Source organism: Streptomyces sp. Ru62 (assembly GCF_002920615.1).
Taxonomy (GTDB): Bacteria; Actinomycetota; Actinomycetes; order Streptomycetales; family Streptomycetaceae; genus Streptomyces.
In genome coordinates this window covers 153,164-171,710 of record NZ_PQSU01000006.1, presented here as the reverse complement: position 1 = coordinate 171,710, position 18,547 = coordinate 153,164, and the positions used below count along the sequence as shown (strand labels likewise).

Sequence of the window (18,547 nt, the reverse complement as noted above, 5' to 3'; positions counted from 1 at the left end):
GGCTTCGGCAATCCCCGAACTGGACAGAAGGCCCCGCCTTCATGCGGACTCGCGCCGAGCCCGGCGGGTCGCTGATGAGGGGGGTGACGCCGAGCAGCTTCCCTTTTCACCATTGCCCAAAGGCCCGCCAACTCCCCTGGAATGAGGGATCTGGAGCTGCGGATCCGGGACGCCGTCCGGGGCAGCAGCGACCGCCCAGGGAGATCGTCCAGTACAGCGTCTACCTTGAGTACGCTGACAACGAAGCAACCTCCGTGCCCAGCCACGCCTACATGGAAGCGGACGGTGGCCGCGGCTTCCGCCTCGACCGATACTTCCCCAACCCCGACCAGGCCGCACAGCTGTTCCGACGCAGGGACGGAATCGAATGACCCTCCTCCAACGCCTTACCGAGCTTTGCCCACCGCCCACCCCTGTGCAGCCGCCGGCGAACTGGGAAAGCGTCGAATCCGCCCTCCAACTGCGTTTGCCTGAGGACTACAAGCAGCTCACCACTGCCTACGATCCCGGACGCTTCGCCAACTTCCTCTGGGTCTACGACCCACGTCACACTTCCGTCCACGTCAGCCTGCTCGGGCCGGCCCAAGACCGTACCCGTGCGCAGGTACGTGACGACTACGCCCGGGGCATCCACCCCGCCCCCGTCGATCCGGAGCTCCTGCTTCCCTGCGGTGCCACGGACAACGGCGAGGGCATCTTCTGGATCACCGACCCGAGGGACGACCCCGACGCCTGGATCATCGCCGTCAACGAAGCACGCGGACCGCGCTGGTACACCTTCGACGGAAGCCTGACCCAGTTCCTGGTCGCCGTACTCAGCGGCACCACGACCGTCCCGCAGTTCCCCGACGGACTCTTGCAAGGTGGCATCGACTTCAAGCCCTCGCGCCTTGACCAATGGTCTCCGCCCCTGCCGCCTGAGACCACTCCCGTCAGCACCGACGAAATCCGCGATTGGGCGCGCGCCAACGGGTACGACGTGCCGATGCGCGGACGCATTCCCGCCGAAGTCCGGCACGCCTGGGAGCAGGCGCACAGGAGCCACTGATCGCAGCGGAGGCGCCTGGCGGTCATCGAACAGCGACTGCACAGGACGTGAGGGCCAGGCCGTGGGCCAAGGCGCGAGGAGGGGTATCAGGAACGTGCCCCACGCCCGCCTTGATATCGGGCCTTCGCGCGGCGGGTTCGCTGTGACCGAGCGGCATCTCGCCCGCTGCAGGGGGCCTCTCAGGGGTCAGTTGGAGCTTGATCCGCAGTCGGGGCGAGTTCCTTGTACCGGCGGCCCCGCTCGATCTGTGCGGTAGCCGTCTCGTTCGAAGCCCAGCAGGACTGATCCCTTTCAAGGACAGGACCACCGCCCTGGCCTTACCGGCCCCCGGACCGTGGCCCCGAGCACCGATCTCCCCCTCCCGACGAAGTCGCGTCTCCGCAGTCCGGCGAAACCGCTACGCGGACGGACTGTCCGTGGCCGGGGACGGAACCACTTCCGTCGTGGGCGCTGGAACATGCCCGGTGGAGATCCGTTCCTCTCGCCATGGCAGGAGCAGCGCGCTCGCCATGCACAGCAGGCCGGCGATGAACAGCGCGCCGCGTGCACCCGCTGCGGCGGCGATGAGGCCACCGGCGACCATGAAGGCGGCCTGGCATGCCTTCGAGCCGACGGACCAGGAGGTGCCGACGCGAGACATGAACGCGTCCGGGGTGGCCGCCATGCGATACGTGGTGAACGACGGGTTGAAGACCCCGGCGGAGAAGAGCAGGCCGCAGTCGGCGGCCACGATGACGCACACGCCGAGGGCACCGGAGGGCGTCAGTGGCAGCAGGATCGTCCAGAGCGTGCGCCCAACACCGGACAGCAGCAGAATGCGACGCTGTCCGAATCGCCGGGTGAGCAGCGGAGTCAGTCGTGAGCCCAGCACGCCGCCCAGGCACGGCAGGCCCAGGGCAAGGCCGTACTGCCACGGCGCCAGGCCCAGATCATCCAGCATGAGCACGGCCATCAACGGTGAGGCCATCATGACGGATCCGCCGAAGAGCAGCGCGTTGAAGAACAACGGCCGCAGCCCTGGGTGCCGCAGGAGGTACTGCCATCCGGCAGCGATGTCACGGCCCAGGTGAGAGGTGGCCGCGCGTTGCGGTGGCGCGGGTTCGGGCTGCCGGATGCGACGGATGCCCAGGGCCGACCCGAGGAAGGACATGGCGTCGACGACCACTGTGGCGGCCGCGCCCAGGGCCCCGATCAGAAGCCCGCCCACCGGCGGGCCGGCGCTGACGCTGATCCAGTTGGTCGTCTCGAACAGGCTGTTGGCACGAAGACGGTGCTCGGGCAGGACCAGTGCCTTCAGATGCGCCCCGCTCGCCGCGTCGAACGCGACAGACGCTGCCGTCTGGAGAACGCCGACGACACACAACTGGGTGAAGGTGAGCCTGTCGAAAGCCATGGCGACCGGAATGCTCGCCAGCAACACACAGCGGGCCACATCGGCGGTGATCATGACCGGCCGCTTGTACTGGTGCTCGATACGCACACCGAGCGGCAGAGCGATCACCGCACTGGCCACCGCGGACAGCGCGGCGAGCACAGAGACCTCGAACGCCGAGGATCTCAGCACCAGCAGCGCGATCAGCGGCAACGCCCCCATGCCGACGGCACTGCCCGCTGCGCTGACCGTGTAGGCGCCCCACAACCGCCGGAAGTCCTGCCCGAGCGCGCTCCGCCGTACCAACCGAACCTCCCGAGGTGCGAAGGCGCTCAGCGTAGTGAATCGGAGCACCCTCCACCCCGACCCAACTGGTGGAGGCAGTAGCCGAGCACGTCGCGGCACACGGCATCGCGGACCCTGGCCTGCGCCGTCTCGGCACCGCGACTGGTGGTCCACTCACAGAGGGACCTGTGGCAATCCGCGCCGGTATCCCGCGACGCGACGCGGCCGGCCGTCCCGCGGCCCCGTACATGCTGCCCGCGGCCGCCGACTGCCGAACGTCGTAGGCGATGCCGATGGCGAGGTCTGCACGGTGGTCGCCGTTGACATCGGCGATGGACATCGCCGCGCCGAACTCGTCCTCCTTCTCGTTGGCGCCGGGGATGCCGGCGGTGTTCTGCTGGTAGACACGGCCAGAGGTGGCGAGGCCGCCGTTGATGTGGGGTTCGCCGTAGCGGACGGATGTAGTCGGCGCCGCTGCTGGGATCGGCCAGTCCGTTGGGGCTGAGGCGGGGGTTGGACAGGGCGATGGCGAGGCCGTGACGGCCGTCACCGTTGAGGTCCCCTTCGCGCCGAGGTTCATTCAGACGAGCGAGTCGGCGCCGACCAGATATCGACGGCGCCGTCTCCGCCCGCCGCCGGCCAGATGTTGACGGCGCCGTCTCCGCCCGCCGCCGGCCAGATGTTGACGGCGCCGTCTCCGCCTGCCGCCGGCATCCAGGACGCGGTCGTCGTCGGCGGAGGACGCTCCGAACGCCTTGATCGCCAGCGTCGTGCACGGCGGTGCTCTACCGTTCGTGCTGCATCGGCGTCCGGGCACCGCCGTGAGCCTCCGCCAACTGAAAATCACAGGTCGAAGGGTTGGCGTGACCGGCTCTCGGGGTGCTCACGCTGGTCCTGGGTGACTGTCTGCGCAGTAGGTCATCTGTCAGCGATGGGCTTGGAGGTCTGTCAGGAAGAGCCGGGCGTCTCGGAGGCACTCGACGGGCGCCGCAGCGCCTATGGCGCCGACAGCCGAGCGGCATGGATCAGCCCAGCGATGCGGTTGCCGCACGTAGGTCTTCCAGGGCTGCCAGTGCATGTGGCGCGAGCCCTTCTGTGTCATCACGATCGCTTTCAGACCACTGGGCGTATCCCCGCTTGAACGCGAGGACTCCCAGCTCGCCCGCGAGGTGCGCGATCGGGTCGGGGACGCCACGGGCGATGAGCGCGGCTGTCATGGCGGCCGCGAGACCGACGCTCTTGAGGGCGTCACGCTCTTGTAGTTCGGTGCTGGCTGCCACGGCTGCTTTGAGGCGGGGGCCGAGCTCGCGGTTCGCCGGACCCATGGCGCTCGATGCGCGCTCGAGACCGGCCGCCACCGCCTGGAGCGGGCTGGCGCTCGCAGGGGCCTCGGTGATGCCGTCGGCGAGCAGCCTGCTGAGCGTCTCCTGGCCGGCGACCAGTAGCTCACGCTTGTCGGAGAAGTACCGGAAGAAGGTGCTTTTGGTGACACCGGCGCGCTCGGCGATCTGCGTCACCGTGGTGGCGTCGTACCCCTGCTCGGTGAAGAGGTCGACGGCCGCAACGACGAGTCGCTGGGCCGCCCCCGGTTGCCATCTAGCCATGAGACCAGGATAGGTGATGGGACACCTGTCCCGTCACCGTGTAGGGTCGGTGATGGGACAATGGTCCCATCACTTTCAGGGAGAACTCATGCATGTCTTCGTCACCGGCGGTACCGGCACCATCGGCTCCGCCGTCGTCGCCGAACTCCTCGGCAACGGTCACACCGTTCTCGCACTGGCTCGCTCGGACGGCTCCGCGCAGGCCCTTGAAAGCGCTGGCGCCAAGGTGCTGCGAGGAGACCTGGCGGAGCTCGACGTCCTGCGGTCCGGCGCAGGGCAGTGCGACGGGGTGATCAGTCTGGCGTTCGGACGCGACTACAGCAGTCCGGACGCTCTCGCGCAGGCCATCGCCGAGGAGAGCGCCGCTCTCGCCACGCTGGGGCAGGAACTCGTCGGAAGCGACCGCCCGATCGTCACGGTCTCCGGGACACCCTGGGTGCCGGGACGCGCCTCCACCGAGGCCGATCCGCTGCCGACCGACGGACCGGTGGGCGGCCGGGGCCGTTCGGTCAATGCGCTGCTGGACCTCGCCTCGCGCGGTGTGCGCAGCATGGCTGTCCGCATGCCGCGCACGGTCCACAACGAGGGCCAGGGCGGATTCGCCGGCCTGTTGACCGATCAAGCGCGCCGCACCGGGGTGGCCGGCTACCCGGGCGACGGCACCCAGCGCTGGCCGGCCGTGCACGCGCTCGACGCAGCCGTCCTGTTCCGGCTGGCCCTTGAGTCCGCACCGGCGGGGACGGCCTGGCACGCCGTCGGCGACGAGGGCGACGCGGTGCGGGACATCGCCACAGTCATCGGCCGACGACTGGGCCTGCCGGTCGAGGAGATTCCGCAGGAGAACTTCGGCCCGTTCGGCCCGATCTTCGCCATGGACCAGCCGGCGTCCAGTGCCCACACCCGCGATGCCCTCGGGTGGCAGCCGACCCACTCCAGCCTCCTCGAGGACCTGGAAACCATTCAGCCCTGACCCACACCGGTTCCTGGGGACTGGACGGGGCCGGCTCAATGGGCCACTGGCAGTGGGCCGGTACGCCCGGTACCGGGACACTCCAATTTGTCGTGGACGAGGGCCTGCTGAGCGGTCCCTCAGCGGTTGACTTCGAGGTTCGTCAGGACGAGCAGGGCGCGCAGGAGGCAGGTGGCGCGGGCCGGGTCGGTGCGGAGTTTGGTGAGGATCCGCCAGTTCTTGAGGTGAGCGAAGCCGTGTTCGACCGGTGCGCGTCCGTTGGCGAGGACACGGTTGGCGGTCTTCTGGCCGGGGGTGAGCTTGTGGGCGCGGGTGGCGTGGAAGCCGGTGACGATCACGGGGTCGAGTACGTCGTTGTCCAGACCGCGGAAGCCCAGGTCCGCCAGGGCCCCGAGGCCGGCGGCGCGCAGGCGGGCCAGGAGGTGGTCGTGGCGGGCGGCGGTGTTGTCGTGGGTGCGGCCGGGCTGGGCGGCGGATATCCAGTTCAGGCGGCCCCGCTCGTCGGTCAGGGCGAGGAAGTGCAGGCCGTGCCGGTGGTGTTTGCCGGAGTAGTTGCGCCGGCCGGCCTTCCCGGTGCGGCGCTGGGTCGCGATGAGGGTGCCGTCGATCAGTACCACCTCCCTGCCCTGCCGGGTGACCTTCTTCAGGGCGCGGTCCAGACGCGGCGCCTGCGCGGCGAGCAGGGTGATCAGCTCGTCGCGCCAGCTGCGGACGGTCGACTCGGACACGTTGTTGCCGCCGGCCATGTCGGCCAGGCGCTGGTCGTGGCGCAGCACAGCCAGGACGATCACCGCGGACCGGATTGCTTTCAGGTGACGCCGGAGCAGATCGGCGAGGTATTCGACGGTCCGCGTGGACAGTGGCAGACGGCACTGGTAGACAAACTGGCAGGTGTCCTCGGCGTGCTTTTTGGTTTTCGTCACACAATTCCAACGACCGCCGGGCGCAACGTGGTTACGCCCGCGCCGCGCTGCCGTGGTCGGCAGATCAGGTTACTGGCGGGTGGTGAAGCGGCCGTCGGGCAGTTTACGCAGCCAACTGCGGTCGACCAGTCCGACCAGCTTCCCGCGCAAAGGCTCCAGCTGGGACCGCACGCTGACATCGATTCCCAGGGCGTCGCCGACCTGCCGGGCCATGACCGGTCCGGCGGCCTGCCGCACGGTGGCAAGGATGCGCTGGTAGTCCGGCGGGAGCATGGTCTCCCCCATGTCCGGCGTTCGGTGCGGGACCAGCATCACCGCTCGTCCACCCACCTGCCCGGGCGCCGGCGCGGCCGAGGCGCGTTCGTTGGCAAGCTGTTCGCTCACCCGCTCAAGAACCCGCTCCGCGACGACGAGCTCGTCCCGCTCGGCCCGCACCTCCGCCAACTCCTTGGCGAGCAGTTCCTCACGTTCACGCCAGCCCTTTGACCTGCGTCTTCGAGTTGGCGGAGGCTCCGTGCGAGTCATCTCAGGGGGCTGAACGGGTCTTTGACGAGGATGCTGTGCGTCCCGGGCACCTGCGTTGCCAGCCCCGGGGGAATGATCTGGACGACGTTGCCCTGGCACCCCGGGACGTTGTGGACGCGGACGGGAACGTCAGTGAAGTTGAGTACGGTGGACAGCTGAGCGACCTCGTAACAGCCCAGCGGGTTGTTGTGGACGACTCCGCCGATGCGGAGGAATCCGTTCGTGGCGAACGCCGATCCGGGAACGGTGAGCGCAAGCATCCCGGCGGCCGCGAATATCGTGAGTGTCGAACTGATGCGACGCATGGCGCGCCTCCTCATGGGCAGGTCGGAGGGTGTTCCAGCCCTGCAAACGACCGTACGGAAGTGTGCGGGTACTGCATCCCGGTGTCGTCCGGACGGGCGACACCGGCCCGTGAACCACCGGGCGGGGCGTGCGGCAGCGTCCGGGTCCGCTTGCCGGGACGACGGGTGTACCGCCGACCGCCGGCCACCGCCGCTCCTGCGGTGCGGAAGTGTCAGACACCGTCCAGCGCGGCCGCCTCGTACAAGCTCCCCCCACGCCGATCCATGAGCCGGGTGCGTCGAGGGTGGATCGCCTCGCACAGGGATGGCCCACCCTTCGTCTGGAAATGGTCGGGGAGCCGCCGCGGCTCCCCGACGACAGCCGGTGCAGCAGGCGCCACTCGCCCGACGAGTAGGCCGCCGCCCGCCGGGTCAGGCGGGGCTGTGTGCGGTGTCCGGAGTGGGGGTCGCCTTGGCCGGCCTGCCGTCCGGCCGGCCCGAGGGTGAGCTGGCCGGCCAGCGGATACTGGCGCCACAGCGGCTCCTCGCCGTACGGCAGCGGGCCGGTGGGCCGGCCGTCGGTGCTGACCCGGTCGAGGAAGGTGCTTGCGGCGCGGACCTGGGCGTAGAGCCCGCAGGCGACCCGCAGCTGAAAGCAGCCCGCCTCCGCAGGGCCGGCCGGAGCGGTGAGCACGCGGTTCCGCTCCCCGGAAGGAGGCGCGGCCTTGCGGAGACTTCGAGGGAAGCGCTACCGCAGCACCTGCCCTGTCCTTCAACGGCAGGCTGGCTTCGTCCACGAGAACACAGCAGATGTTCACCACTTCGGGAGGCACTGAGGGTTCGAACAGACCGCACCCTGCGGCGGACGGTCCGTGAGTTCACGAACACCGACGCGCTGATGTCAACGAACCAAGTGTGGTCAGCCGATGACGGACTCAACACAAGGGGCGGTCTGCCCGGCTCAGGTTGCGGTATCGATCGAACGGCTTGCGGACGTCTGAGACGCCGGACGAGGGACTCAAGCTCTGGCCCGGTGAGCCAGTCGTGCCAGGCCGAAGATCCCCCGCCTGCTCGAACCCTGCCCCCTGCGAGGACGACCTGCGCACGCTCGGTCGTCTCGACACTGTGCGAGGGGTGGCCGCCCCCAGGGGGAAGGGTCAGGCGTTTCGCGGGCCTCGCACCCCTCTACGATGCCCTGATCGCGGCGCACGTAGGGATGCGTCGGATGGGGAGAGGGCCTGGTTCATGGCGAACAGACATTGTCGGCGCGGTGGTTGGAGATCGGGGGCGCTCCTGGTCGCCGCCGTCGTGGGCGCTCCGCTGCTGTCGGCGACTCCCGCGGTGGCCGTGCACGGCGCGGTGCCCGGGGATTTCAACGGTGACGGTTACCGTGACGCCGTGCTGCCCGCGCCGGGGGCGAACGTGGCCGGCAAGACGGGAGCCGGTGCCGTGGTCGTGCTCTACGGATCGGCGACGGGGCTGTCCACGTCCCGGAGGGCCACCATCACCCAGAACAGTGCGGGCGTGCCGGGCTCGGCCGAGCCGGACGACGGCTTCGGTTCCGCCACCGCCACGGCCGACTTGAACCGGGACGGCTTCGCGGACCTGGTGGTCTCCGCGCCGTACGAGGACACCGGGCGGGGCAGGGACGTCGGCCTGGTGACGGTGCTGTGGGGCAGCAAGAAGGGCCTGACGTCCGGCACCGACCTGCCGGCGACCACTGCGGGCGCGTACTACGGCCTGGACGTGGCGGCGCTGAGCACCGGTTCCGGTACGAAGACCGAGGTGCTCGTCGCCGGGTACGAGGGGGCGATGCGCTTCTCCGGGCCGTTCAGCCGCAGCGGCACGTACGGCGACGCCGTGGAGAACCAGGACACCGCTTCCGTCGGCAGTGTCGCGCTGGGCGATTTCGACCGCAGCGGCTTCCCCGATGAGGTTGTCGTCACCGTCCGGCTGGCCGACCTGAGCGGCGGCGCGGTGTACGTCGACCCGGTTCTGCGGGGTTGGCAGCAGAAGGGCAACGGCCTGATCGCGGCCACCGGGGACGTCAACGGCGACGGATACGCCGATCTCGTCGTCGGAGACCCGGACGAGCCGGACAAGGCCGGTGCCGACGGCGCGCTCGGCGGGCGGGTACTCGTGTGGTACGGGTCGGCGCAGGGCATCGCGTGGCAGGCGCAACCAGTACAGCTCACCCAGAACACCGCCGGTGTTCCTGGTACGAGCGAGAAGGGCGACGACTTCGGAGGTGCCCTCGCGGTGGCCGACCTGAACCACGACGGGCTCGCGGACATCGTGATCGGCTCGCCGCTGGAGGACACGGGCAAGCGGAACGCCGGGCAGGTCACGGTGATCCCCGGCCGTCGCACCGGCGCCCTGGGGGGCGGCGCCTACGCCTTCACCCAGGACACCAGCGGCATACCCGGGGGCGACGAGGTCGACGACGCGTTCGGCACCACCGTGTCCGTCGGCGACATCAACAAGGACGGCAAGGCGGAACTGTTCATCGGAGCCGGGGAGGAGAACTCCGAGACCGGCGCGGTGTGGATCCTCCCGGGCGGCACCGGCGGCCCCACCGCCAAGGGCAGCCGCATGATCACCGCCGCGTCCGTCGGCTTCCCGCAGAAGTACAACACCCGCCTCGGCGGCTACGGACTCCTCGGAGTCATCTGACCGCGACAGGTGTACCGCACCGGTCTACTCCAGCAGACCCTCGGTCCGCTGGAGTAGATCCGCAGCCGCATGACCCGCAGCCAACGACCGACGAGTTGATGAGCACCGGCGCCGAGACCTCCCCCCTCACAGCCCGTCATACGGCCGGCGCGGGCCCGGGCCGCGGACGGCATCGCGCCACGCCTCGGCGGCGGTGTCCCACGCGAGCGAGCGGCCAGGCCGATGCAGCATCGAGCCCCGGCCGGATGTCAGTGCCCTCAGGGCGCCGGGCATGGCCCGTTCCTGGACACGACTGCACGAGCACCCCGGCGGACCTTTGATGTCGCTCGGGATGCTCGCGTGTCGCAGCGCGAGGCATTTGAGCGGTTATGCCCTCTGGAAGTGAGTGTGCTCCACCGACTCGGGGGGAATCTCGCTTCCCCCTGGGCGGTACTGCGTAGTGTTGGGGGCCCGACGTGTCATGGGGGGCTTGTGAGTCTGAAGAACGCCTACTTGGAGACCGCCGCGCAGGCCGTAGCGTTGCTGGACGCACCGGAAGTGGCCGCCTCGTGGGAGAAACCCAGCGCGTTAGCCCAGTGGACCGTCAGCGGTCTGGCCGGCCACCTCGCGTATCAGATGTTCAGCGTGGATCCGGCGCTGGAGGGGCCCGCCTCTGAGCAGCAACCCGTCCCCGTGTTGGAACACTATGCGCGGGCGGTGTGGATCGACGCGCCGCTCGACGGCGAGATCAGCTCCGGAATCCGAGCGAAGGGCGAAGGCATCTCCTCCGAAGGCGTGCGGCGTCTGGTCGAGCGCGTCCGTGCCACGCTCGACAGGCAGCGAACCGGCCTTGAGGAGGTGCACGGTGACTGGGTGGTGTTCATACCGCAAACAGGGTGGGCACTGAGCCTGGACGATTTCCTCGTGACCCGACTGGTCGAGCTCGCTGTGCATATGGACGACCTGGCGATCAGCGTGGGCCTCAGCACGCCGGAACTTCCCGGCACCGCCCTCGATCCCGTGGTTGCGCTGCTGACCGGGCTTGCCGTCCGGCGGCACGGTCAAGCGGCACTGCTGCGTGCCCTGACCCGCGCGGAACGGGCACCAGCTGCGATCAACGTGTTCTGAACCCTGCGTCAGCTCGCGTCAGCCCGCTCGACCCGGGCTCTGGTGTGGGCGAGGGCCGCACCCGGAACCGACGGCGTCCACACCGTCGCCCTGGTCATCGACGAGGACCAGCACCGGCCGCCGGCCGGGCCGACCACTCGGGTGGTCGTCCGTATCACCGCCCACCCTGCTGTTACGTCGGATCGATCAGGCGGTTGTCGCCTTTTCTGTGGGTGCAAGCTGCGCCTGCTGAGCGCCCGCGTGACGTTGTGCCCAGCGGACAGCGGGTGGTGCCGCCAAGCCGGTCAGCGCGAACATGGCTCCCACGACGTACCATCCGGGACGGCCCCAGGTGATGCAGAGCGCGATGAGCAGTCCCGGTCCGAGGGCTTCGGCGAGGCCGGCGCCGAGGCCGAACACGCCCAGGTACTGGCCGGTGGCGTGCTGCGGAGCGAGGGCGAAGGAGACCTCGAAGCCCGCGGCGGAGTGCCATAGTTCGCCGATCGTGTGGATCACCACCGCGGTGATGAGCAGGGCTGCGGCGGCCCACGGCGGCACGCCTGCGGACAGTGAGATCAGTGAGCAGGCGATGAGGAATGCCACGCCCGCCCGGCGGTAGGCGTGTGCGCCGGCTGTGGGGGAATCGACGTTGCGGCTGGCCCTCACCTGGAAGGCGACAACGATGAAGGTGCCCGTGAGCATGGTGGCCGAGATGAGCCAGTGAGGGGCGGTGGTGGCGCCGACGATCCAGAGCGGGATGGCCACGGTGAGCACCTTGAACTGAACGGCCATGATGCCGTCGAGGACGGTCAGCAGCAGGTAGGGACGGTCCCCCAGGGCGAGCCAGCGAGGACCGCCGGTAGTGGGGACGGGCGCGACGGGCGGGAGGAGGACCAGGATCACCGCGGAGACCACGAAGGCGATCGCGTTGCCGATGACCATGAGCTGATAGGCAGTGAGCGTGCCCACCTGGACGACCCAGCCTGCCAGAACAGCGCCGAGGGAGACCCCGACGTTGGTCACGGCCCGGAGGTAGGCCCGGAACTCCTGCGGCCGGTCACCGCCGTAGTGCCTGATGAGCGGGGAGCGGGCGGCGATTCCGGCCGCCTTCGCCGCGGCGGCGGCGCAGACGGCGAGGGCGAACGGCCAGAAACTGTCGGCCAGGACGAAGCAGGCCGTGGCTAGCGCCTGGACCACCAGGGTGGCCGCATAGATGCCGCGTGCTCCATGTCGGTCGGCCAGGTGACCGACTACGACGCCCAGGGCCAGCGCGACAAGACCGGCGATGCCCAGCCCGAGCCCCACCTGGCCAGCAGGAAGGTGAACCGCCTCGGTGAAGAACAGCACTCCGGCGGTGAGGTAGAGGCCGCTGCCGACGGTGTAGATGAAGTTCGAGGCCGCGAGGACGCGTTGCGGTCCGGTGTCCGGCATCAGGCGGGGCATGACAAGGCTCCACGTCCTCGACAGTCGGTAAGGGCCCGTCCAGCTTGTTGCATATTACTTGCAATAGCAAGAGGGTCGCCTCAGTCGGGCGACTCCTGGCCAGTTGAGCTTGTGTGCGTGATGTCCGCAGTCGGTGGGGTGGGCCGGGCGTCGCAGGCTCCGCCCCGCTCTCCCAAGGCGCGGACCCTGGCTGGTGATCGCCGTCCGACCCACGGGACATCTCACCGGAGTGGCGCCCGCCGGTCCGACGGCCTGCAATGCCGGCGGGCGCACGGTCCACCGGCACAAGGCAGCCGAAAGGTGGGGGAGAGGCAGGTGCTGGACGTCGGCCTGTTGAAGCATCCCCCCGCGACTGCGTCGACGGGGGGCGGGAGACGCTCGTGATGGCGGCCGTGGCAGCGGCGCCCGCGGCGATGGACGGCAACACCCCGGACACGCCGGGGCCGATCGTCCAGCGGGTGCAATCCCCGTTCGGGCAGGCCCTGCAGATCCGGGAGCCGGCCTGGATACCGCGCGATGCGGACCGCCAGGCCGAAGCCCTCATGCAACAGCGGTCTACGACAGCTGAGTTGCTCACCCACACCGCAATTCCGGCCGAGCCGAGAGGCCTAGCGAAGAGGCGCTGGACCGCGCGCCCCCACTAGGGCGGTGTCGGGGCGTGATCAATCTGCGGGATTCGTCCTCGCGGTGAGGCCTGCTCTGAGTACGGGTACTCATGCGTGTCACCGCCGGCCGCGGCACCCTCCACCCATGACCGACACCCTTCCAGCCCCGGAACGCCGGCGCCCCTGGTCGCACCGGACACGCCCAGGTGCGGACCTCGCCTTCGCCATCCCGCTGTTCTTGTTCGAGACCGCATGGCTCGTGCTGGACTGGATATACGGCCACGGTCTTCAGGTATGGGCAGCACAAGGCGATCAAGCACAGATCGACGCCGCCGACCTCGCCCACATCGGACGGTTACGGATGCTGCTGATCGCCGTCTCCATCCTGGCAGTCCTCGCGGCGATCTTCCGTGCCCGCTGGACGGTGATCGCCCACCTGCTGGTGGCCCTCCTGGCGGCCGGATCGCTGACGGCCGCGCAGCACGAGCGGGACCACAGCCACACCCCGCCACCCGGATGCATCCGCTACGGCGCGAACTGCTGAGACCGTCGCCGGCCGATCGAGCCACCCCCACCGGAGTGCTGGCCAGTACCCGCGCGATCCCAGCCGGTCTTCCCCGGCCGCAGCGTGGCTGCGCGGGGGCAGCTTTGAACCGCTGCTGCTCCCCGCCCTGGCCGAGCCGCGCGAGCAACTGCCCGGCACGGAGCGCACCTGGCGCGCGACCTGCGTGCCGGCGCCGGCGGCCTGTCGGCGAGAACCGGCTCCACGGCCTGGGCTCACCGCGCGGACGGCACGGCGACGGCCTGTCGTCTGTTCTGAAGCCCCATCAGGCGCGCGGCACACGCGCCGTGCTCACCCTCTTCGGCGGCGGATGTCAGGGGTTGGGGTGTGAGGCGGCCTTCAGTTTCCAACCGCTGCCGCTGCCGCTGCCGCTGTCGTGCAGGGCCGGGAAGTGGTGGCCCTTGACGCCGGTGCTGTACTCCTGGTGTTGCCCGTTTGAACGGGTGAGTGGGCAGCGCCGTGGCGTGACTTCGACGAGGTCGAGCGGGCCGTGTTCCAGTGGGTCGCCTGGTCCTCCTCCTTCGGCTACCTGCCGCCCGACGAGTACGAACAGGCGTACCGGGCGCCACTGGAGGAAGCCCCGCTGACCGCTTGATCCCACGATCGGGGTCTCCACGAAACTCCGGGTGGCTCAATACGATGGAAGCGCGCGCGTATTCAGGCGCCCGCGTGAACGTGTGCGGCCCACACCGACGGCAGGTTCGGATACTTCGTCCTGAGCTGCCTGACCGTGCGATGGACCGCTGCCGACGCGCACAATGCACCGGATCGATTCGCGATCAACTCGCCGTAGAGCTGCTGGCTGAAGGCTGGTGCCACGGCGTCATCGACGCGCCAGAGCGTGCCGACCACCTGCGAGAAACCGGCAATCTGAAAAGCCGCCAACGGGTGGATCGCCTCGTCGGACAGGCGCGCGGTGGTGCGGGCCGTGTCGCAGGCCGACAGGAACGCGAACTCCGCGTTGCGCAGGCGCAGCCGGGAAAGGTCCAGTACCCGAAGCGGCGCGCGGTCGTGGTCGTGCAGCGCGAGGTGGCTGTCCGAAGGGTTGTCCGGGTCGCTGTAACCGTGGCAGGCGAAGTGCGCCCAGACACTGGCCGGCAAGGCGTCGAGAACGGCGTCACGAGTCGCGTCCGCGCCGACCAGGACCGTGGCGCCGGGTACGAGAGCGGCCAGGTGGTCGGCTTCGGCCTGTGCGCCGGGCAGGTCCGGGGCATCCGGAGTGTGCGGCATCGCCACCACCAGCAGCCGCGGCTCGTTCCGGTCGTCGCGGCGGCCCGCGCGGGCGTGGCCCAGGGCGCGGATCGTCGGCGTCATCGAGGAGACTACGCGGTCGAGGATCACAGGTCCGCCGTCGCGGTGGTGGCCCGCCGCGTGCAGGGGGAGGAGGCTGAGCGGCCCGACCGGGGCCCACCAGATCCTTGGCCACGGACCATCCGCCGCCGGTTCCGCCGTCAACCCCAGTTCGCCGAGCACAGGGCCCACGATGGTGTCCCACAGCCACCCGAGCGTGTCATGGATCGCCTGCTCGGCGACCAGCCGACCCTCCGTGAACGCTGTGTGCAGAGCGCGTACGCGGTGGTTCACGGTCTCTTCGCTCAGCCGGTCCAGCGCGCGTGACCGGACCCCGTCAGGAGTGATGATCAGCGCGTCACACCGGTGCCGGCTGACGTTGACGTACACGATCGGGCCCTCGTGTGCCTGCGCGGTGAGGTCGGTGAGCAGCGGGGGCCGTAGGAACCGCTCCATGCCGGGCAGCGCGCGGATCCGGTCGGTCACCGCGTCGAGCTCGTCGGCGAGGGCCACGCGGTCGCTCGTGGTGTCGGTTTCGAACTCCGCGGTGAGCGTCCGGAAGAGTTCGGCCAGCTCGGGTGCCCGCTCGCGCAGGTCGGAAAGATCGTCGCGGCTGTCGAGTGCCTGGGCGGCGAGCACGCAGCGCCCGGATTCGAGCAGGGTCACCGCGCTCACCTCGTCGCCCACGGCCAGTGCGCACGCGGCCGCGTCGGCGGCGACCCCAGCGAACCGGCCGAGCCAGTACTGGGCGTCCTCGCGGCCCAGGCGGCGCCCGGCGAGCCGGGGCAGCAGCCGGACCGCGGCGGCGTACCCCTCGGCGGCCACGTCGAACTGCCCCGCCTCGGCGGCCAGATAGCCCCACCGGTCCGCCGCTTCCACCCGGCTCTTCGCCGGCGATCCGGCAGACGCCGCGGCCTCCCGGTAGCAGCCGAGTGCCTCGGTCAGCGCGTCGCCGTCGCCGAGGTGCCGGAAGCCGAGCGCCAGGACGCTGGCGACGCGGATCAGTAGACTCGCCCGGGAATATGCGTCCTGCTCGGGCCCTTGCGCCGCACTCCGGGCCAGGCCGACCGCCTCGGCGAGTACCTGCGGATCCGGCGGCTCCCGTCCCGCGGCGGCGGGCGCGACCGGGTTCGTGCACCAGTCGCCGAGCGCGGCGGCCAGGCTCGCGGTGTACCCGGGCCAGTGCGGGCTGTCCTGCGGAGTCGCGGCCACGGACGCGCGACGCGCGGCGATCGCGTCCCGCAACGCGTTCCGGTCGCCGAACTTCCCATACGCCATCTCCAGCACGCCGCCGAGATTGGCCAGCCGCACTGCCCGGTCCGGGTCGTCATCCGCCGTCACATCCACGGCCGCGCGGTGCGCGTCGATCGCCTCGTCGAGCAGGCTCACCTCGCCCGTCCGGGTGAACAAGTCGGACAGCATGGCGCCAAGGTTGGAGAGCCGCTGGGCCTGCCCGGCGACCAGGCTCGCGCCGAGGCGGACGGATTCCCTCCCGTGGTCGACCGCCTCCGACAGCACCTTCAGCTCGCCGGTCACCCGGAACCGATTGTGCAGCACGACGGCGAGGATCCCGAGCGAACGCGGGTGGTCACCCTGCCCGGCGGTGGCCTCGGCGGCACGGCGAGCGACGTCGATCGCGTCCATGACGTGGGCCAGGTCTCCGGTCGCGTGGAACAACGCGTTGAGGTTGACGGCGAGGTTGCCCATGAACTGGACGCGCAGCGGTTGGCCCGCCGACGTGCACGCGACCGCCTCCCGCGCGATGCTGACGGCCTCCGCGAGCGCGGCGCGGTCCCCGAACGCTTCACCCCGGGTGGCCAGCGCCATGGCGAAGTGGTCCAGCCGCACGCCGCGGCGGGGGTGCCCGGCGGGGGTGGCCGCGGCCGCCGAACGTCCGAGCTCGATCGCCTGCTCAAGCAGGGCCGCGTCCCGGGTCTGCTCGAACTCGGCGGCGTACCGGCCGCACATTTCGGCTTCGGCGTCGGCGCGTTCCCAGCCATGGTCCGATCTCGGGCCCTCGCCGGTGAGCGCGGTCCAGTCTCGTTCCGTGGTCGTCAGCTCGGCGAGGTTCTGCGAATGCCGCGGATCGGTGACCGGGGTGTGGGCCACCAACGTCTGCCGGACGCGGAGGAGTTCGGCCAGATCATCCCGCGCTCCGCGAGCCCGGTAGCGGTCGTCCAGAAGATACGCGAGGATCTTCAACCGGTCGAGCACGTCGGACGATCCGGCCGGCGTGAGCTCCACCGCGCGCCGCGCGGCGTCGACGGCTTCCTCCACGACACCGGTCTCCCCGGTCTCATGGGACCAGTCGCGCAGGACGACGGCGAGGAAGTGCAGACCCCTGGCGGCGGACACGTCATCGGGGGAGCACTCGACGGCGGCCCGCGCGTGCTCGGCGGCTTCCGCCAGGAAGGCGGGGTACTTGGTCACGTTGAACGCCGTCCGCAGCGCGACAACGAGGTTGGCCAGGTAGAAGGCCTTCTTCGTGGACGGTCCCTCGTCGACGGCCGTCCGGCTCCAGTCCAGCGCGGCGTCCAGGGTGCCGCGGTCCTGGTCGTGTTGGAACGCGGTGTGCAGGAGCATGCCGATGTTGTTGGCCAAGAGGGCAGAGCCCTCCGGGTCTTCGTACGCCAGGAGGTAAGCCTCCGTGACTTTGCGGACGGCTTCCTGAAGGAACTCGGGGTCACCGGTCTGGTGATAGCGGGTCTGGAGCAGGCCCCCGAGATTGTTCAGGACCAAGCGGCGCTCGGCCACCTCCTCGGCGGCCAGCAGGGCATTGCCGAGGTCGATCGCCTTCTCGACCGACGCGGGGTCCGCGCTGTGCCGGGCCACGTGGAACGCCTCCCAGAACCGCTCGGCCAGGCCGTTCGCGGGCCCGCCACCCACGCGTCAGTCCTCGTTGCCGTTCGAGGTACCGGCTGGCCCGCCGGGCGCCTCGTCCGGCTCGGCGACCGTGCGTTTCGGGGTGTAGCCGCGTTCCGAAGCCTCCTGCAGCAGCGCCGCCTCCTCGGGCGTGAGCTCGGGTTCGGGCGTGAGCTCGGCTTCGTGCGAGAGCTCAGGTTCGTGCGCCATTACCGCTCCTCCTCCCCCGGCACGACCGCCGGTTCTCCGGCTTCGACGAACTCCAGCACGTCGAAGTCCTCCGCCCGCAGCATCAGTCCCGCCGTCCCGTGCACGCGCGCGCCGAACGCCCCGTCGGCACCCATCACGCGCGCCGATTCGAGGTACAGCTCGGCCGGGTGGGGGTACGAGGAGGCGTACGACCGGTTGCCGTACCAGCCGCCCGCCCAGTTGCCGTCCTTGAGCCGCACGCGCACGAAGCACGGTTCGCGGTCGCGGAACGCGTGGTCCCAGGCGTTGGGCGTGCGCAGGAACCGAGCCTTGCGCCGCTGCCGGTCCACCAGGGAAACGGTCACCGCCGCCACGGCCGGCACGACGAGGAACAGCACCACGGCGACGAAGCCGACCACTCGCGGCCGTTCCACGAAGCCGTCCCAGCCGCCGCCGGCGCCACGAGCCAGGCGAACCAGCGCCGGCCCCGCCACCACTGCGTACAGGGCGTCCAGCGCGATCGACGCGACGATCGCCCGCAGCACCCGCTCACCCAGATCACGCTCACCGGGCACCGGCCCACGGCGGCGTTCCCGGACGAACTGATAGGTGACCCCGGGCAGCACCAGAAGGACGAGCAGAGCGAGTTGCACGACGGTCGCAGGCGCCTGCACTCACCACCCCCATGTCGCACGGACTCCGCTCGATCAGGCTACTGGTTCGCGTCTCCGCGGTCGGCAGAACAGCCCTTTCCGCGGCCAGTGCAAGGCAGTTGGCCGGCCTCGACGACACCGGCCCGCATGGGCCTGCTGATCTGCGGGAGCGG

The 18,547-nt window shown here is 70.2% G+C and carries 14 protein-coding genes; 5 read left to right on the top strand and 9 right to left on the bottom strand.

What is annotated here, in order from left to right:
• Positions 1–367: 367 nt before the first annotated feature.
• Positions 368–1,048 carry a histone-like nucleoid-structuring protein Lsr2 gene (locus tag C3492_RS10540; protein WP_258055602.1) on the top strand — a complete coding sequence of 227 codons (681 nt, stop codon included), beginning with the start codon at positions 368–370 and terminating at the stop codon, positions 1,046–1,048.
• A 397-nt stretch (positions 1,049–1,445) separates the two neighbouring features.
• Here C3492_RS10540 and C3492_RS10535 read toward each other — a convergent pair whose 3' ends face one another.
• A complete protein-coding gene (locus tag C3492_RS10535; RefSeq protein WP_103811452.1) occupies positions 1,446–2,726 on the bottom strand; it encodes an MFS transporter in 1,281 nt (426 codons plus the stop codon).
• Between the two features lie 1,004 nt (positions 2,727–3,730).
• Positions 3,731–4,309, bottom strand: coding sequence for a TetR/AcrR family transcriptional regulator (locus C3492_RS10520; protein WP_103811451.1), 579 nt, complete (start codon positions 4,307–4,309; stop codon positions 3,731–3,733).
• A gap of 88 nt (positions 4,310–4,397) precedes the next feature.
• On the opposite strand from C3492_RS10520, the gene C3492_RS10515 reads away from it, so the two are divergent.
• Positions 4,398–5,279, top strand: coding sequence for an SDR family oxidoreductase (locus tag C3492_RS10515; RefSeq protein ID WP_103811450.1), 882 nt, complete (start codon positions 4,398–4,400; stop codon positions 5,277–5,279).
• Between the two features lie 119 nt (positions 5,280–5,398).
• Here the strand turns inward: C3492_RS10515 and C3492_RS10510 are convergent, their stop codons facing one another.
• From C3492_RS10510 to C3492_RS10500, 3 genes are all read right to left on the bottom strand, one after another.
• Positions 5,399–6,202, bottom strand: a complete 804-nt coding sequence (locus tag C3492_RS10510; protein ID WP_181140302.1) for a transposase family protein — start codon at positions 6,200–6,202, stop codon at positions 5,399–5,401.
• 69 nt (positions 6,203–6,271) lie between these two features.
• On the bottom strand, positions 6,272–6,727 hold the full coding sequence (locus tag C3492_RS45570; RefSeq protein WP_258055600.1) for a hypothetical protein: 456 nt from the start codon (positions 6,725–6,727) through the stop codon (positions 6,272–6,274).
• Complete coding sequence (locus C3492_RS10500; RefSeq protein WP_103811449.1) at positions 6,724–7,032, bottom strand: hypothetical protein; 309 nt, start codon at positions 7,030–7,032, stop codon at positions 6,724–6,726. Before C3492_RS10500 ends, C3492_RS45570 begins: the two co-directional genes overlap by 4 nt.
• Before the next feature lie 1,224 nt (positions 7,033–8,256).
• Between C3492_RS10500 and C3492_RS10495 the strand changes: the two genes are divergently transcribed.
• Both C3492_RS10495 and C3492_RS10490 read left to right on the top strand, forming a co-directional pair.
• On the top strand, positions 8,257–9,684 hold the full coding sequence (locus C3492_RS10495; RefSeq protein ID WP_103811448.1) for an FG-GAP-like repeat-containing protein: 1,428 nt from the start codon (positions 8,257–8,259) through the stop codon (positions 9,682–9,684).
• Positions 9,685–10,155: 471 nt separating this feature from the next.
• Complete coding sequence (locus C3492_RS10490) at positions 10,156–10,791, top strand: maleylpyruvate isomerase N-terminal domain-containing protein (RefSeq protein WP_258055599.1); 636 nt, start codon at positions 10,156–10,158, stop codon at positions 10,789–10,791.
• Positions 10,792–10,977: 186 nt separating this feature from the next.
• Here C3492_RS10490 and C3492_RS10485 read toward each other — a convergent pair whose 3' ends face one another.
• The gene (locus tag C3492_RS10485; protein ID WP_103811446.1) at positions 10,978–12,213 is read right to left on the bottom strand and encodes an MFS transporter; all 1,236 of its coding nucleotides are present in this window, start codon (positions 12,211–12,213) and stop codon (positions 10,978–10,980) included.
• Between the two features lie 750 nt (positions 12,214–12,963).
• Between C3492_RS10485 and C3492_RS10475 the strand changes: the two genes are divergently transcribed.
• Positions 12,964–13,362, top strand: a complete 399-nt coding sequence (locus tag C3492_RS10475; protein WP_219822065.1) for a DUF6234 family protein — start codon at positions 12,964–12,966, stop codon at positions 13,360–13,362.
• 675 nt (positions 13,363–14,037) lie between these two features.
• Here C3492_RS10475 and C3492_RS10470 read toward each other — a convergent pair.
• The 3 genes from C3492_RS10470 to C3492_RS10460 are packed head-to-tail and all read right to left on the bottom strand — an operon-like array spanning position 14,038 to position 18,395.
• Entirely contained in the window at positions 14,038–17,556 is a 3,519-nt protein-coding gene (locus tag C3492_RS10470) for a CHAT domain-containing protein (protein WP_103811444.1), read from the bottom strand.
• Positions 17,557–17,559: 3 nt separating this feature from the next.
• On the bottom strand, positions 17,560–17,742 hold the full coding sequence (locus C3492_RS10465; RefSeq protein WP_103811443.1) for a hypothetical protein: 183 nt from the start codon (positions 17,740–17,742) through the stop codon (positions 17,560–17,562).
• Positions 17,742–18,395 (bottom strand): DUF6338 family protein, encoded by a 654-nt coding sequence (locus tag C3492_RS10460; RefSeq protein WP_103811442.1) that lies wholly within the window; start codon positions 18,393–18,395, stop codon positions 17,742–17,744. Before C3492_RS10460 ends, C3492_RS10465 begins: the two co-directional genes overlap by 1 nt.
• Between the last annotated feature and the right edge of the window lie 152 nt (positions 18,396–18,547).

Excerpts from the sequence above, each read along its gene's own strand:
- C3492_RS10540 (WP_258055602.1), top strand. The coding sequence starts at position 368 with ATGACCCTCCTCCAACGCCTTACCGAGCTTTGCCCACCGCCCACCCCT.
- C3492_RS10520 (WP_103811451.1), bottom strand. The coding sequence starts at position 4,309 with ATGGCTAGATGGCAACCGGGGGCGGCCCAGCGACTCGTCGTTGCGGCC.
- C3492_RS10515 (WP_103811450.1), top strand. The coding sequence starts at position 4,398 with ATGCATGTCTTCGTCACCGGCGGTACCGGCACCATCGGCTCCGCCGTC.
- C3492_RS45570 (WP_258055600.1), bottom strand. The coding sequence starts at position 6,727 with ATGACTCGCACGGAGCCTCCGCCAACTCGAAGACGCAGGTCAAAGGGC.
- C3492_RS10500 (WP_103811449.1), bottom strand. The coding sequence starts at position 7,032 with ATGCGTCGCATCAGTTCGACACTCACGATATTCGCGGCCGCCGGGATG.
- C3492_RS10495 (WP_103811448.1), top strand. The coding sequence starts at position 8,257 with ATGGCGAACAGACATTGTCGGCGCGGTGGTTGGAGATCGGGGGCGCTC.
- C3492_RS10485 (WP_103811446.1), bottom strand. The coding sequence starts at position 12,213 with ATGCCCCGCCTGATGCCGGACACCGGACCGCAACGCGTCCTCGCGGCC.
- C3492_RS10475 (WP_219822065.1), top strand. The coding sequence starts at position 12,964 with ATGACCGACACCCTTCCAGCCCCGGAACGCCGGCGCCCCTGGTCGCAC.
- C3492_RS10465 (WP_103811443.1), bottom strand. The coding sequence starts at position 17,742 with ATGGCGCACGAACCTGAGCTCTCGCACGAAGCCGAGCTCACGCCCGAA.